General features: G+C 51.2%; 16 protein-coding genes. 2 read left to right on the plus strand and 14 right to left on the minus strand.

The features are described from left to right. Position 1: 1 nt before the first annotated feature. The 4 genes from plsX to B212_RS0113000 form a co-directional block, all read right to left on the minus strand. Positions 2-991 (minus strand): phosphate acyltransferase PlsX, encoded by a 990-nt coding sequence (plsX, locus tag B212_RS0112985; protein ID WP_019911232.1) that lies wholly within the window; start codon positions 989-991, stop codon positions 2-4. Continuing rightward, entirely contained in the window at positions 975-1,571 is a 597-nt protein-coding gene (gene fapR / locus B212_RS0112990; RefSeq protein WP_019911233.1) for a transcription factor FapR, read from the minus strand. The genes plsX and fapR overlap by 17 nt, the downstream gene beginning before the upstream one ends. A gap of 268 nt (positions 1,572-1,839) precedes the next feature. Further along, positions 1,840-2,013: a 50S ribosomal protein L32 gene (gene rpmF / locus B212_RS0112995; RefSeq protein WP_019911234.1), complete on the minus strand. Its 174-nt coding sequence runs from the start codon at positions 2,011-2,013 to the stop codon at positions 1,840-1,842. Positions 2,014-2,065: 52 nt separating this feature from the next. Continuing rightward, positions 2,066-2,587: a YceD family protein gene (locus tag B212_RS0113000; RefSeq protein WP_019911235.1), complete on the minus strand. Its 522-nt coding sequence runs from the start codon at positions 2,585-2,587 to the stop codon at positions 2,066-2,068. A 147-nt stretch (positions 2,588-2,734) separates the two neighbouring features. On the opposite strand from B212_RS0113000, the gene B212_RS0113005 reads away from it, so the two are divergent. Continuing rightward, the gene (locus B212_RS0113005) at positions 2,735-3,973 is read left to right on the plus strand and encodes a tRNA(Met) cytidine acetate ligase (RefSeq protein ID WP_019911236.1); all 1,239 of its coding nucleotides are present in this window, start codon (positions 2,735-2,737) and stop codon (positions 3,971-3,973) included. Here the strand turns inward: B212_RS0113005 and B212_RS0113010 are convergent. Continuing rightward, positions 3,963-5,000, minus strand: coding sequence for a SepM family pheromone-processing serine protease (locus tag B212_RS0113010; RefSeq protein ID WP_019911237.1), 1,038 nt, complete (start codon positions 4,998-5,000; stop codon positions 3,963-3,965). The two genes, B212_RS0113005 and B212_RS0113010, sit on opposite strands and share 11 nt — an antisense overlap. 184 nt (positions 5,001-5,184) lie before the next feature. Here B212_RS0113010 and B212_RS0113015 point away from each other — a divergent pair, with 184 nt between their 5' ends. Further along, positions 5,185-6,417, plus strand: coding sequence for a nucleoside recognition domain-containing protein (locus B212_RS0113015; protein ID WP_019911238.1), 1,233 nt, complete (start codon positions 5,185-5,187; stop codon positions 6,415-6,417). On the opposite strand, the gene coaD is transcribed toward B212_RS0113015, so the two are convergent. The 9 genes from coaD to B212_RS0113060 all read right to left on the minus strand — a co-directional run bounded on the left by coaD (position 6,389) and on the right by B212_RS0113060 (position 14,549). Beyond that, positions 6,389-6,907: a pantetheine-phosphate adenylyltransferase gene (gene coaD, locus B212_RS0113020; RefSeq protein WP_019911239.1), complete on the minus strand. Its 519-nt coding sequence runs from the start codon at positions 6,905-6,907 to the stop codon at positions 6,389-6,391. The two genes, B212_RS0113015 and coaD, sit on opposite strands and share 29 nt — an antisense overlap. Continuing rightward, a complete protein-coding gene (rsmD, locus tag B212_RS0113025; protein WP_036669327.1) occupies positions 6,891-7,499 on the minus strand; it encodes a 16S rRNA (guanine(966)-N(2))-methyltransferase RsmD in 609 nt (202 codons plus the stop codon). The genes coaD and rsmD overlap by 17 nt, the downstream gene beginning before the upstream one ends. Before the next feature lie 509 nt (positions 7,500-8,008). Continuing rightward, entirely contained in the window at positions 8,009-8,305 is a 297-nt protein-coding gene (locus B212_RS0113030; RefSeq protein WP_019911241.1) for a hypothetical protein, read from the minus strand. Positions 8,306-8,511: 206 nt separating this feature from the next. Next, positions 8,512-9,450, minus strand: a complete 939-nt coding sequence (gene cysK, locus B212_RS0113035) for a cysteine synthase A (RefSeq protein ID WP_019911242.1) — start codon at positions 9,448-9,450, stop codon at positions 8,512-8,514. A 20-nt stretch (positions 9,451-9,470) separates the two neighbouring features. Next, positions 9,471-11,180: an alpha/beta fold hydrolase gene (locus tag B212_RS31400; protein ID WP_019911243.1), complete on the minus strand. Its 1,710-nt coding sequence runs from the start codon at positions 11,178-11,180 to the stop codon at positions 9,471-9,473. Positions 11,181-11,346: 166 nt separating this feature from the next. Then, entirely contained in the window at positions 11,347-11,481 is a 135-nt protein-coding gene (locus tag B212_RS35355; protein WP_019911244.1) for a hypothetical protein, read from the minus strand. A 194-nt stretch (positions 11,482-11,675) separates the two neighbouring features. Further along, positions 11,676-11,954 carry a holin gene (locus B212_RS0113050; RefSeq protein WP_019911245.1) on the minus strand — a complete coding sequence of 93 codons (279 nt, stop codon included), beginning with the start codon at positions 11,952-11,954 and terminating at the stop codon, positions 11,676-11,678. Between the two features lie 6 nt (positions 11,955-11,960). Beyond that, positions 11,961-12,764, minus strand: coding sequence for a glycoside hydrolase family 73 protein (locus B212_RS0113055; protein ID WP_019911246.1), 804 nt, complete (start codon positions 12,762-12,764; stop codon positions 11,961-11,963). A gap of 150 nt (positions 12,765-12,914) precedes the next feature. Beyond that, a complete protein-coding gene (locus B212_RS0113060) occupies positions 12,915-14,549 on the minus strand; it encodes a sensor domain-containing diguanylate cyclase (protein ID WP_019911247.1) in 1,635 nt (544 codons plus the stop codon). Positions 14,550-14,643: the final 94 nt, after the last annotated feature.

Below are 14,643 nucleotides of genomic sequence, written 5' to 3' on the forward strand. Positions count from 1 at the left end.
CTCACTTCCCGCTAATTTCCTTCGATATGCTGGATACCAATTCAGCTTGCAATGCAATCCGCGCTTGTCTGACTGCATTCTTCACCGCATTGCCGTCCGATGATCCGTGTCCCTTCACTACCAGTCCGCTCAAGCCAAGAAGCGGCGCACCGCCGTGCTCCTTATAATCCATCTTGCCCTTGAGGCCTCTAAGCTCCGGCATCAGCAGGCCCGCGCCCAGCTTAGTCTTGAGCGACTTGCTGAACTGCTCCTTCAGCAGTGAGAACATCGCTCCTGCCGTACCTTCCATTGTCTTCAGCAATATGTTGCCGGCAAAGCCGTCACAGACAAGCACATCACAGCTTCCTGTCAGCACATCACGGGCTTCAACATTGCCGACAAAATGGATGCCATCCAGTGCTTCCAGCAGCGGATATGCCTCCTTGGTCAATTCGTTGCCTTTGCCCGGCTCTGTGCCTACGTTCAGCAGTCCGACACGCGGCTTCGACATGCCGTGCACCTTGCTGCGGTAGATGCTGCCCATCAGCGCGTACTGCACCAGATGCTGCGGCTTCGCATCCATATTGGCTCCAAGATCCAGGGCCAGCACTCCGACATCATCCAGGGTCGGAATCATCGGGGCCAGCGCAGGACGCTCTATACCTTGCATTCTCCCCACGATCAGCAGCCCCGTAGCCATCAGGGCACCGGTGTTCCCGGAGGAAATCATCGCATCCGCTTCACCTTCGCGCACCATACGTCCGGCAACCACCATGGATGAATCCTTTTTGCGGCGGACCGCCTTCACCGGCTCTTCATCGGAACCAATCACATCCCCTGCATGACGTACAGTCACATTGGACGGTTTATTCTTCAGCAGCGGTTCAAGCCTGGCTTCGTCGCCGACAAGAACGATCTGCGTGTCACTCCACTCCGCGGCTGCGGACAATGCGCCTTGAACATTGCATTCGGGTGCGTTGTCCCCACCCATCGCATCAATGGCGATCAGCACTGCGGTTTCCCCCTTCGCTGTATTCTTCGACTGCGGACCGGTACACTACGAAATGGCCCTGAAATACCAGTTCTTCTCCGACATAGGTAAATACGTCCACTTCAGCTTTGCCGTTCCGGCCTGCGAGTGAACGCACCTGCGCTTTGGCAATACATTTCTCACCCAAACGGACCATACGGACAAAACGGATATCGGCGGAAGCCGTCAGGGCAATCTCGTCATTGATAACCGCAACCGCCAGCGAGTTGGCTTGGGCAAATACATAATGGCCGCGGGCAATTCCGTTTCTGGAGAACACATGCTCCTCACGGATCTCAAATATGGAAATACCGCTGCGGTCCAGTTGTAAGTCTACTATATCACCGATTACTTCGTCTGCAGGCAATGAGCGCACCTGATCATAGGAATGCTCCGCCATCTGCTTCATCCGCTCGCGCAGCTCGGGAATCCCCAGCTCCATCCGGTCCAGCCGGATCGTCTGAATGCTGACTTTCAGCTCCCGGGTCAGCTCCCGGTCAGTCACAAAAGGATTGCCTTCGATGATCTGCAGCAGTTGTTGCTGACGCTCTTTCTTGGACATCCGCTCTATGTCGGCTCACCTCCTGGCACATGCAAAAAAGCATCCGGCCGTGAGAATGGCCGCTGTCGTAAAAAGCTATATGGATATAAGTAACATTTAGAACCAGGTACTAATATGTAGTATAAAGCATGCCGCTGCAAAAATAAAGCATTGACTTCAAACCAGCCGACACATGCGGCTCCGCCCGCTGATCTTTTCCCCCAAACATTCTTCTATTTCCAAAAAAAATAACACCCCACCGACAGATGAGGTGCTACTTTTATTAAAACTATTGCTTGATGATCTCTCTTGCTTTGTACGTTCCGCAAACTTTGCATACGTGGTGAGCCAGTTTCAGCTCTCCGCATTGTTCGCATTTCACCATGCCCGGCACCACCAGTTTGAAGTGGGTGCGGCGTTTGTCACGGCGTGTTTTGGACGTTCTCCGTTGAGGTACTGCCATTGTGTTACACCTCCTAGTTCCGTTTTAACCCGTTATCACCCGGGATTTGTTCTTAGTCATCTTGCTTGGTAAAGAATCCTTTCAACGCAGCGAGCCTTGGATCGACCACTGTGTTGTCGCAACTGCAGGTGCCTTCGTTCAAATTTTGTCCGCATGTCTGACAAAGACCAAGACAGTCTGCCTTGCACAATACCGAATCCGGCAAGTGCAGTACGAAGTTTTCTTCCACGAACGGGACCAGATCCACAATCTCGTCCTCAATGTAAATGAGTTCATCATCTTCATCTTCGGGAAGAAGCGGCTGCTTAAGCCATTTGAAAGTCTCAGCAAAAGGAATGTTCAATTTACTGTTAACCTCACTAAGGCAACGTGCACATAACATGTCCACATTCCCATTCAATTTCCCCACCACGTTCACACAATCGGTGTCCGCGGGCAGCGCTTTAAGGTCCACTGAAAGTGGTGCAACAGCAAAAATATCCTTTCGCCCTTTGACAAGCTCACTGACATCCAGCGTTTCCTGAATATGCAGAGGCTCGTCGGCATTAGCCAATTTGCGAAAGTGAATCTTCATAAGTATCACTCCAAACAAACAAAATTTATTATACCTATTATCGCCGAACTTTGTCAATCATTTTCCCTTTATATTGTTTCAAGGGGGGAGACAAATTATGATATAACTAATCAGAATCCCATTATCCAGATACGGAGTGAATATAGCGTGAATACGGTTGGCATTATTGCAGAGTACAATCCTTTACATAACGGACATGTCCACCACTTCGAAGCGTCCAAAAAATTGTCCGGTGCGGACAGCGCGATTGTGGTCATGAGCGGTCCGTTCACCCAGCGCGGCGAACCGGCGGCGGTGAGCAAGCAGGCCCGCACGGAGATGGCGCTCCACATGGGCGCCGACCTCGTGCTTGAGCTGCCGGTGGCGTATGCCGTTCAGCCGGCAGAATGGTTCGCCTTCGGAGCAGTAGCACTGCTGGAAGCGACCGGGGTCGTGGACAGCTTGTGCTTCGGCACCGAAGCAGGCACTTTAAGCGCGCTGCTGCCGCTGGCCGGCTTCCTGGCCGATGAGAGCAGCGTGCTCCAGGGCGAGATCCGCCGCCGCATGGCGCTCGGAGCGAGCTTCCCCGCCGCGTATAGCGCAGCGGCGGCGGCGGTCTGGGAGGGGTCTTTCATGGGAGATGAAAGACCCTTTGATGCGGCCGAGTTGTTGCGCCAGCCGAACAACAGCCTCGGCCTGCACTATCTGATCGCGCTTCGCCGGCTCGGCAGCGCGATCCAGCCGTTAACTGTGCCGCGTACCGGCGCAGGTTTCCATGAACCGCTGCAGAGCGGTTCATCCATTGCCAGTGCCACAGCAATCCGCAGGCTGCTTGCAGAGGGCGGATCGCCTGCGGCCTATATGCCGGAGTATAGCCTATCCATCTTGGAGAGAGAGCATGCGGCAGGCAGAGGTCCGCTGAATCTGGAGAGCTTCCGGATTCAGCTTCGCCATGTGCTCTCTACCCGCACAGCCTCTGAGCTGCGCGCTCTGCAGGATATGAATGAAGGACTGGAGCACCGGCTGCTGCGGATTCTTCCTTCACTGCCCCATTTCTCTGTAAGCGGACTGTTAGAAGCACTGAAGAGCAAACGCTACACCCACACCAGACTGCAGCGTCTGCTGCTCCATGTTCTGCTGAATCACAGCAAAGCAGAAATGATGCCCGCTAAGCTGGCGCAAGGACCCGGGTATATCCGGGTCCTTGGCTTCCGGGAGAGCGGGCGACAACTGCTGAAGAGAATGAAGCACAGCGCAGCTTGGCCTGTTGTTACAAGCCCTGCCCGCTTCTCCCACCCTAATCTGGAGTGGGATCTGCAGGCGGCATCCGCTTATGCGGGAGCGTTCGCTAATCCGCTGCGCACAGATCTGTACCACGATTATTTACAGCCGCCGGTCAGGGTTTGACCGGCAGCTCCTCCATATATTTCAGCGCTTCCGCCAGTGTGGATACAGGCACAAGCTTCATGGACGTGCCGATTGCATCTGCCTTGGCCTTGGCTTCCTCATAATTTTTGACCGGCACGAAGAAAATTTCCGCCCCTTCCCGGTCCGCCGCGACAATCTTGTGCTTGACTCCGCCAATCGCTCCTACGGTCCCCTCAGGATCTATAGTCCCTGTACCTGCAACCCGGTGGCCTTTGGTTAGATCACCAGGGGTCAACTGGTTATAAATCTCCATTGTGAACATCAGGCCCGCCGAAGGTCCGCCGACATCCGTACTGACAAAGCTGACGGTTTTCCCCGCCGCTTTGGGCTTCACCTTTTGAACAGCGCCGATAACAACGCCAAGACCCGGCTTAGACGTTCCAGTCTTCGTATCCTTAACCTCAACGAGCGTGACTTGCTCCTTCACTTCTTTACCTTCCCGCTGCAGTACAACCTCTACCTTATCGCCGACTTTCTTAGATGACAGAAGAGCGGATAAAGCCTCTGGGCCGCTTAGGGTCTGTCCTTCAACGGTGACGATTTTATCGCCGGGCTTGAACTGCTCCTGATTGCCGGTTGCCGGGACCGAAAACACAAACAAATAATCCACAACATCTTCATAGGGGATATTGGCCGCATGGTAAGCCGCCTGTACAGCAAACGACTGCGAGCTGTCCATGTAATAGACCTGCTCAGCCGCATACTCCTGCTCTGTTTTATCTCCAAGACGTGCCTCTTTAAGGACAATTTCGGCATTCGAATTAAATACAGAAGCGATCAGCAGTGCCACATTGGCGTAACTCGCGGACACCGTAGTCATCATGAACGTTCCCCGTTCACTGGAATCGGCATTCTGCACATGAATCATCGGAGCCACCTCGGAGGCGCTGCCCGGCTGATAAACAATGTAAGGCGTATTCATAAAAACAACCACATAGAGAATAACCACGAATGTGAACAAGTAGGCTGCGGCGCGAAATCCTACCCGGCGTTTCGGTTGCCTCACTGCTTTTCCCTTCTTTCCACGGCACTATGCTATACATTCGAATAATCCAGCGTGTGAACATGTTCATTATTCTTGGATTATATAAAAACAAGCGTTTCGACTGAGGCATGATGGTTGTCTTAGCTGCATAAATTGATAACAGTCTTTAGGCTATTGTCTATGCTATGAAGAGGTGATGCTCAAAATGAATAACTTTAAAATACACCGGATAACTGCAGCCTCTGCGCCCTTTCTGGGCGGAGGTGTCGCCATTCTGCTCGCCATTGCCATCGTCTTGGCGCCGGAGTCTGCATTTGCGGCATCCCTGCAGGGCCTTAAGCTCTGGTGGACGATCGTCTTTCCTGCGTTGCTGCCCTTCCTGATCCTGTCCGAAATGCTGACCGCCTCAGGTCTGGTGCATGGGATAGGCGTGCTTCTGGAGCCGCTAATGAAACGGCTGTTCCGGCTGCCGGGAGCCGGCGGCTGGACGCTGGCGCTGGGCATGGCCGCAGGGTTTCCCGCCGGAGCCGTCGGTGTGATGCAACTGCACAAGCAAGGCAGCATTACGGACAAGGAGGCCGGACGGATGGCCGCGCTGGTTCATTTCGCCAGTCCGGTGACACTGCTTATTGTGGTGGGCGCAGCCTTGTTGCACAATTCTTCAGCAGGATATAGCTTGCTGGCCATTCACTGGCTTGCAGGACTGGCCGCCGGCTGTACCGCTGCTCTGCTTGGCGGACAATCAAAGAAGCAAGCTGCATCCGCTAAAGCAAGGACAAGCCACAAACAGGCCTCTTTGCTGAAACGTGTACATCTCGCAGCCTTAACCGCCCGTTCACAGGACGGCCGCAGCTTCGGCAGGCTGCTAGGTGAATCTGTTGGTTCGGCAGTGCAGTCTCTGATGGTCGTTGGCGGTTATATGATTATATTCGCTGTAGTCATCAAGATTGCCTCAACTGCATTTCCGCAGTTGCCTGCGGCACTGCCGGCAAATCTGCTGGAGATTCATCTTGGTGCAAATATCCTTACTTCCGGAGGAACAACGCCTGCCCCCTTAGACTCCTTAGGCATTCTTGGAGCAGCTATGCTGTCTGCAGCTCTGGGCTGGAGCGGAATTTGCGGGCAGCTACAAGCCTTGACGGTACTGAAGCAGGCAGGCGTCCGTTTTTTGCCTTTTGCCGCTGTCCGGCTGCTGCACGGGACATTCGCCTTCCTGTTCACCATACTGCTGTGGAAGCCGTTGCTGAACTTACACCCCGCTGTTCTGCCTGCGGCTGCAGCTCCAGAAGCCGCCTTGCACTCCGGTACACTAAATCCTTTAACCGTCTGGAGCACTCTGCCGCAGTTGTTTGGCCTGCAATCTCTTTTGTTGCTGCTATTAATAGCCCTGTCCGGGGCCGTTTATGTCATTACTTGGCTCCGCCGTCCATCCGGCTGAATTTGACCTTCATTGCCTGTTCCACCTCTGGCGTCACAAAATCGGAGACGTTTCCGCCAAAATGGGCGATCTCCTTGACAACGCTGGAGCTAAGATAGGAGTACTTAGGATTAGTCATCATAAATATCGTTTCGGCATCAGGGTCGAGATTATGATTAATAGAAGCGTTCTGCAGCTCATACTCGAAATCGGTGACCGTGCGGATTCCCCGGACGATCACCTGGGCATCCTTTTGCCGTACGTAATTAACCAGCAGGTCGCGGAAGCTGTCCACCTCCACATTTGGAATATCCGCAGTAGCCTGACGCAAAAGCTCCGTACGCTCTTCAACCGAAAATAGCGGATTCTTGCTTAAATTGTTAAGTACGGCAACAATCAGTCTGTCGAACTGTTTGGCTGCGCGCTGAATAATATCCATGTGTCCCAGTGTCACCGGATCAAAGGTTCCCGGATAAATGGCGACACGTTCTTTTCTAATTTGCAGACTCATCGTTTCCCTCCTTACCACTCTCTTCTTCTTGAAGAGGCGCGGCTTCAAACTCATAAATTGAGACTGTTGTCTCTCCATATACAGCCTGCCGTGTTCTATAGAATCCCGGAATATTCTCCGGATATTCATAGCCCGATTCATGCTCCAGCATAATAACCGCCCCCAAGCGCAGCAGTCCCTTCTGAACCATGGTCAGCATCAATTCATCCCCGTGCTTCATCCGGTACGGAGGGTCCAGGAATACAAGATCAAATACCCTTCCCCGTTTCTCCAGCGCACTTAAGGCCCTACCAGCATCATTGCGGTAGACCTCTGCGTGCTCCTCCAGCTTGGCTGCCTTCAGATTCGCGCGTATTGTATCAATGCTCTTCTGCTCCATATCCACAAAAACCGCGCTATCCATTCCTCTGCTCAAGGCTTCGATGCCCAGTCCGCCTGTCCCGGCAAACAGATCCAGTGCAGCTCCCCCTTCAAAATAAGGGCCGATCATGCTGAATATCGCTTCTTTCACCTTGTCGGTTGTGGGCCGCGTTCCGTTGCCCGGAACACTTTTCAAGGGTCTGCCCTTTGCACTTCCCGATACAACTCTCACCAATCATTCACCCGCTCTTGTATCTCTGTTAGTTATGCCGTCTAAGGCATAAGTCCAAGCCTATAGTACCACAATTGTCCGTTGAAATAAAAAGAATGTCTTTATGTGTCATATTTAGGAGACGGCAAATTTTTTCAGACAGTCTATGTATAAGAATGGGACCCCAGGGACATCATGTAACTATCGACATCACAAAATGTCGTAGACAACCGCGGAGCAGGCTTACGTTTCCCCATAAGCTCTTCGTCCGGTTTCTCCTCTCCCATGAAAGGGCACCCCGAAAGGGGTGCCCGATTTTATGTCCATTATCCCTTATGGAACATGGGTTTATTTGATATTCAACATAAAGAATAATTCACAAAAATCAGTAGCTAGGTGCCGATTAGGTAATAATCTAAATGCGTCGGAAGTATAAATACACCTCTCATGAGCAGCAGCCCCGAGAATCGCAGTAGATCGTCCTGATAGCAAACAAAAATCCGGTGCCTGGGTGCACCGGATCAAGCTAACTATTTGATTCGCTTAAGCTTGGCTTCCTGCTCAATGGATCGGGCCGAGAGCAGTTCAATAATTGTGTGCTGGTTCTCTAATAAGGATTCGATATTGACCACACGTTCATTCGTTTCCAGGACGGCACGTTTAATCAGTTCCTGATCTACTATCATATTATTCTGATCTTCTAAGATTTTTTTCTGGTCTTGTTTCATATTCTGTTGTTCAGTTTCTATCCGGTCCAATCGTTCATTCACAGGGACCAATTCTTCCCGAATAACAGATCGCAACAATTGTCCCAAATCGTTATCCATGCGCTCCGCTCCTTCAAACTTATTATATATATTGTACCAGAATCAAACTGCTTATTCTATCCTGAAATAACGATGTCCGAACAGAGGAGACTGTCATGGAAGCCTCGAATCTGGCGAAGCCAAATTGAGAGTCTTCTTTGAAGTTTCATCGTCTGAAAGTGTACAAGGTTCTGAACATGTCAGCTATGCCAGGCCGTTTCAATCAGTCATCCCTCATCCTCAAAAAGCGGCGTAGACAAGTATCGTTCTCCGGTATCCGGGAGGATAACCACGATATTCTTCCCTTTATTCTCCGGACGTTTGGCGATCTGAGCAGCGGCGTATACGGCGGCCCCGGATGAAATGCCCACCAGCAGGCCTTCCGTTCTGGCAATGCTCCGCGCTGTTTCGAATGCAGCCTCATTCTTCACCTGGAGGATTTCATCGACAACCTCATCATTGAAATTATCCGGCACAAAATTGGCTCCGATGCCCTGTATCTTATGTGCGTTTGGTTTCCCTCCTGATAGAACGGGCGAATCTGCAGGCTCAACGGCAATGATCTGTACATCCGGTTTTCTTGCTTTCAGAACTTCTCCAACGCCGGAAACCGTGCCTCCTGTGCCTACTCCCGCCACAAAGATGTCCACTTCGCCTCCGGTATCTCTCCAAATCTCCTCCGCAGTAGTCTCACGGTGGATTTGCGGATTAGCCGGATTGCTGAATTGCTGGGGAATAAACGAGTGGGGCGTCGCAGCCGCCAATTGTTCGGCTTTTTTGACCGCACCAAGCATCCCTTCAGCTCCTGGAGTCAGCACCAGTTCTGCGCCAAGTGCTCTAAGCAGCTTGCGGCGTTCCACACTGAACGTTTCCGGCAGCACAATGATCAGCTTATAACCAAGCGCGGCAGCGGCAAAAGCAAGGCCAATCCCTGTGTTTCCGCTTGTAGGCTCAATCAGAACAGAATCCTTATGGATCAGTCCTTTGGCTTCAGCGTCTTTGATCATAGCATAACCGATACGGTCTTTAACGCTTCCTGCCGGGTTGAAGTATTCCAGCTTGGCGATCAGTCTGGCCGGGACCTGATGACGTTCCCCGTAATTCGTTAGCTCAAGCAGTGGAGTATTCCCAATCAGTTCTGTCAGGTTCTTTGAAATATTAGTCAAAATTTATCCCTCCTATAAAATTACTGCTGTGCTTTAATCCATTCACCAATATCGGTAATTACCTGAGAATCTACCATGCCGGGAATATTATATTCCGCAGTTGTTCCTGCACCCGCTCCATCATAATTGATGAAGAAATGATTAAGTCCGGGGTACAGCTTAAAGGATGCTGCGGCATCACCTTTCAGAACTTCCTTCCACAACGGAAAATCTTTGTCCGCGTAGACCTGGAAATCATCACTGCCCTGAAGTACAAGCACCGGTTTGGTCAGCTTGCGGGCCAGATCCGCTGTATTATGTGAATCCATCTCCTTGAAATAATAAACAGGAGTATTGAACACATCTGGAGCTGCCAATGCTTGCTCAAGCGTTAACGCAGACAATGATTTTGCTTTGGTCAGTTCAGCATCGAGTGCTGCATTACCCTGTGCCTTGAGCGGATTGGCGTTATCCATTGCATCAAGGAATGCCTTGTTCTGGTCGTACATGATTTCCCATAGGCTTCTCGGTGTGCCTGCCAGCAGAATTAATCCGGCAAAATCCCCGCCATCGGCGTCAATTCTCGGTGCGAGCATTCCGCCAAGACTGTGACCGGTCAAATAGACTTTGCCAGGGTCTAGCCGGTTGTCCTGCTTAAGCAGCTTAGCTGCGGCAATGGCATCCTCCACCGTTTCTTCCTTAACAGTTATGCGGGCCCCCGCAGCTCCTGTGAATTCCTGAGGATATGCATGATTCCGCTTATCGTAGCGAATGACGGCAATACCTTGCCGGGCAAGTCCATATGCAATATCCCGGAAAGGCTTATATGCATAAGCCGTTTCGTCATAATCCGAAGCACCGGAGCCTTGGACAAGAACTACAGAAGGCAGCGGATGGGCCGCATTCTTGGGAAGCGTCAGCACGCCTTTGAGCGGATGTGCGGTTCCAGCACCGACAGTGACGTCCTCCTCTGTTACTCCCTCGGGAAGCTTAAGCTCAGGAGCTGAGCTGGCAGGAAGCGAGAACCTCAGGCCAATGATTTTACCGCTGCTGTTGACGGCTGTTGTGATGACTAAATCCCCCTTGAGAAAAGAAACCTTACCGGCAATGATAATCTGGCCGTTCTCACTGTGGCTGGTTACGTTACTGAGCTTGATGAACTCTCCAAATAGAGCAGCCGTGCTCTCCCAAGCCTGCTGGAGCCCCGCTGCCGGAAGAGCTTTTTTCACGTCCTCGCTAAAATAACGCTGGAATAACACCTCAAATTTTTCGGAGACAAGCAGATTTACAACTGTCTTTAAGTAATTTTGCGGAGTGTTCACTGCTGCTTGGGCTGAGGCTGAATCATACGATGTGACTAATCCCATAGCGTTGAATAATGATAACGGGACATAAATCCTGTTGTTCTGCTGAACAGCCTTGCCATCCATTACAAGCTTGTCCTTTCCGTTAATAAGTACTTCACTGCTGCCCAGCTTCAGTGATATCTGCTGCCCGTTGCGGCTTAATTGCAGAAGCTTGTCTTTTTTGCTGTAAACAACTTCCAAGCCAAGCGTTTTACCCGCCGTACCAATAGGCACCATTACTGTATTGCCGGTTACATAAGGGTTGCCGCCGGCCGGAAACTTCAGGACCTCATTGTCGATACTGAATTTCACCGTTAGCCCTGCCCCGTGTGCGGCTGGTGCCGGCCAAGACCATCCACCCAGCAGCAGAATACAGACTAGGAAGAATGTGATTTTTTTGCTCATCCCGTAATCTCCTCTCTAAAATAACATCCTTTTCTAATACGGACCATATGGTAAAAGGTTACATTTAATTCATCTTAACCGGCTTGAACTTGTCCGCAGCAATAACACAAGAAAAGCGCGTTCCAGGCATGATAAGCCCTGGAAACGCGCTGATTGAAGCGCAGCCTTAGATGAAGCAGGCACTCAAAATAATGACCAGCAGGATGTAAAGAACCAGGATCGCAGATGTAGAAGTAAAAGGACTAACGTAAGGACCTACATTTGCTGCTTCATTACCGCCATAACCGCAATTTGCTCCCATGAGATAACCTCCTTCAGAAAGATCACTACAGAACAGAATATGTACCTTTTCCTTTGGCAGATTGGGCAAAATGGTTTATTTTTTAGGCAAGCTGCGTTTAGCAGCCCCCACCGCAAGAAGCCTTGCTTCATTAATAGCAGCATCCCGTCATATCCATGATGTGCAGGAAGACAGGATGCTGTTCATTGCTTCCATCACTCTTTCTTTGAACCTTCCCTTTTATTGAATGCCAGTTCGAAAAGTCCTGTCGCCGACAGCCCGGCCAGCCCTCCTGCCCAAAGGCGCAAAACTAAATTCATGTCTGTAAACGGATACGCCACTGCACCGACAAACAGGCCGATAATTAAGCCTACTGCCGGAACGAGGTTGCGCGGAATTTTCACTGAATTCTTCACCAGTTGCACAAGAGCCATTACAAATACGGCCAAGACTGAAGCGAACGCCAGCACATTATTTAACGCGTCATTCCCCACCTGGCATCACACCTCCTTCTTGGCTGAGAGCAGACCCGCCCGGTATAATACAGCAAGCGTTCTGTAAAAATCATAGCTGCCACCGGCAGGCGTATCCAGTAAGCCGGCGGCAACGGCAGCGTTAACCGCAGATTGCGCCCAATCGGGCACATCCATTGCTGTTCGTCCCTGGACTGCCTTAAGCTGCTCCAGCACACTTTTAAGAGTCTGGCCCTGCTCCTGAAATCCGGTCTTTAGTGTATCTTTGCTCGCAGTAAGTCCGGACACCAGTTGGCGGAGCTCCTTCAGCTCTGTTTCCAAATCAATTAGTTTCTGTTTATCCTCTGCCGACATCTCATCCTCCTCCTTCACTTCATCATATTGAAATAAATTATAGGTATTCATAATTTGTATAAGCTTTGACGCATAATCCGGATCAGTGGCATAACCTGCCGCTGCAATCTCACGGGCAGCAGTTCTCCCGTCCGTGTAAGCTACCTTGCTGTACAGGCTGCGATTCCAAGAGACCCCTCCAAGGATTACAGCAGAGTGGTCTGCAATGGATTCCCCCCAATGGTTGTAAGCGCGAAAAGCCGCAGAAATCTGGATGGCTTGTCCCTTGCGGTATTCAGTGGTCCGCATCGTGATGCTTCCGGCTGGACCGCTGCCTTTGATCCCGAACAGGTTGCCCGCCTTAACAGTTAACCCGCTGCTGCCCCAGCCGGATTCCAGTGCAGCCTGTGCTATCGTGAGCGAAGCCGCAATATGACTGCGTTTCATGTCCGCAACGGCAAACGGCGCAATTGTGGCAATAAAATCGTTCTCCGTCATGTCCTCACATCCTTTCTCTACATCTAATGCTCGCTCCGTCAAAATGCGTGTGCTGTTGGTCTGACGGAATCACAAAAAAAACCTTTCTCCACAGCACGCCGGATAATTCACCAGCGGTATGAAGAAAGGTTCCAGCATCGCTTGATATGTTTAACCAGCCGCCTCAAAGGTAATCTGGTTCTTGCCGCTGCGCTTGGAGATATACAGCGCTTCATCCGCCAGCCTTAGCGTCTCATCCGTATCTGCACCATCAGGCGACCAGATAGCGGCGCCTACGCTGCAGCCGACATGAATATTCTCACCTCTGATCACAATGGGCAGGTTAATCTTGCTGATGATCCGTGAAGCCACAATTTCCGCTTCGTGTGCGGGTTTGCTTGCCGATGTATTCAGGACGACGATGAACTCATCTCCGCCCAGACGGGCGACAATTTCATTATCGCGTGTGCAATCAAGCAGCCGGAAAGCCACTTCTTGCAGCAGAGCATCGCCTGTAGCATGACCAAGCGTATCATTGACTTTTTTGAAGCCGTCCAGATCAAGGTATAAGAAGCTGAGTGTGGTCCGGTTCTGCTTGGCTTTGCTGACCGCATGAGCCAGGAACTCATCCAGCGCCGCGCGGTTCGGAAGCCCGGTAAGCTTGTCATGCAGCGCCATGTCCGACATATAGGTCAGCTTGCTCTCTACTTTGGTCAGATTACCGACTAAATGGCGCAAGGACTCGGACAGAACCGCCACGTCCTTGAAGCGGGTTGAGGAAGGAATTTCCACGTTGGCCCCGGCGCTTAGAAGATCGGCTGTTTTCGTAATATTGTTAAGCGGCCGGGTAATCCAGCCTGCAAGAAACCAGCCGATTACAGCGAATAATACGGCGGCTGCCAGTCCACTTATTACAACAAAGCGTTCAAGCCGATGAACCGAAGCAAAAGCCACATCTGTTGGCTGGCGGATGATCACTGTCCACCCCAGCCCCGGATAATTCTGATAACCCTTGCCGTAAGCATAGCCTGTCAAGTAAGACTCCTTGTTATTAGCATCCGCTTCTACCATCCATGAGTTAGCTCCCGCTCTAGCCTGCTTGAGGGCTTCGTCCGACATTCGCTTGCCGACCAGCTCCGCGGGACCGAGCACAATGGTATTATCCTTCTTGCTGACAACAAAAGCCTCCACGTCCTGCAAACGTTCCTTCAGGGGAGCCACAATGGACTTCTCCACCTCACGCGACCATTCCCAGCTAAGATGCGCAGCCAGCACGCCGCTTACCTGCCCCTTTGTGCTGTAGACAGGAGCACTTACATCTACAAATTGCAATACTTCCCCGCTTGGATTCGGCAGCAGCTTGGACAACAGCACCGCGTCATGCACATCGCCAGCGTACAGCCCCTTCAAGCCTTCCTGGAAGACAGGTCTTTGGCTGATATTTTGTCCGAGTAATAAATTGTCTGTAGAAGAAAGCACCTTTCCTTTGGCATCGAGAAATCCAATCCAGGTGAACACCGGCAGGCTGCTCTTCAACTGATTCAGCAAGCCGCTGACCTCTGCCTGATCTACCGGTTCCTGAAAAGCCTTAAGCTTGCTCAGCACCTCAACTTCTGCAGAACGCGACCACATGAATTGATCCAGCTTCTCGGACAACTGACAGGCCTCCTCGGCAAGCGACCCGCCAATACCGGCTTCAACAGATTTCGCAGACTGGCTGCCAATGAGATAGCCTAGCAACACAGTTATAAGAATGATAGCGGCTGCAAAAGCACTTGCAAATAAAGTACGCAGGTTAAAGGACATTCAAATTCTCCCTTATTGAAATGAGTCAATATATGTATCGGATAAAATAGCTGAGAATATAATAAACATATGCATTTGCAATAAAAAACAGGAA

This window comes from Paenibacillus sp. HW567 (genome assembly GCF_000374185.1).
Taxonomy (GTDB): Bacteria; Bacillota; Bacilli; order Paenibacillales; family Paenibacillaceae; genus Paenibacillus_AQ.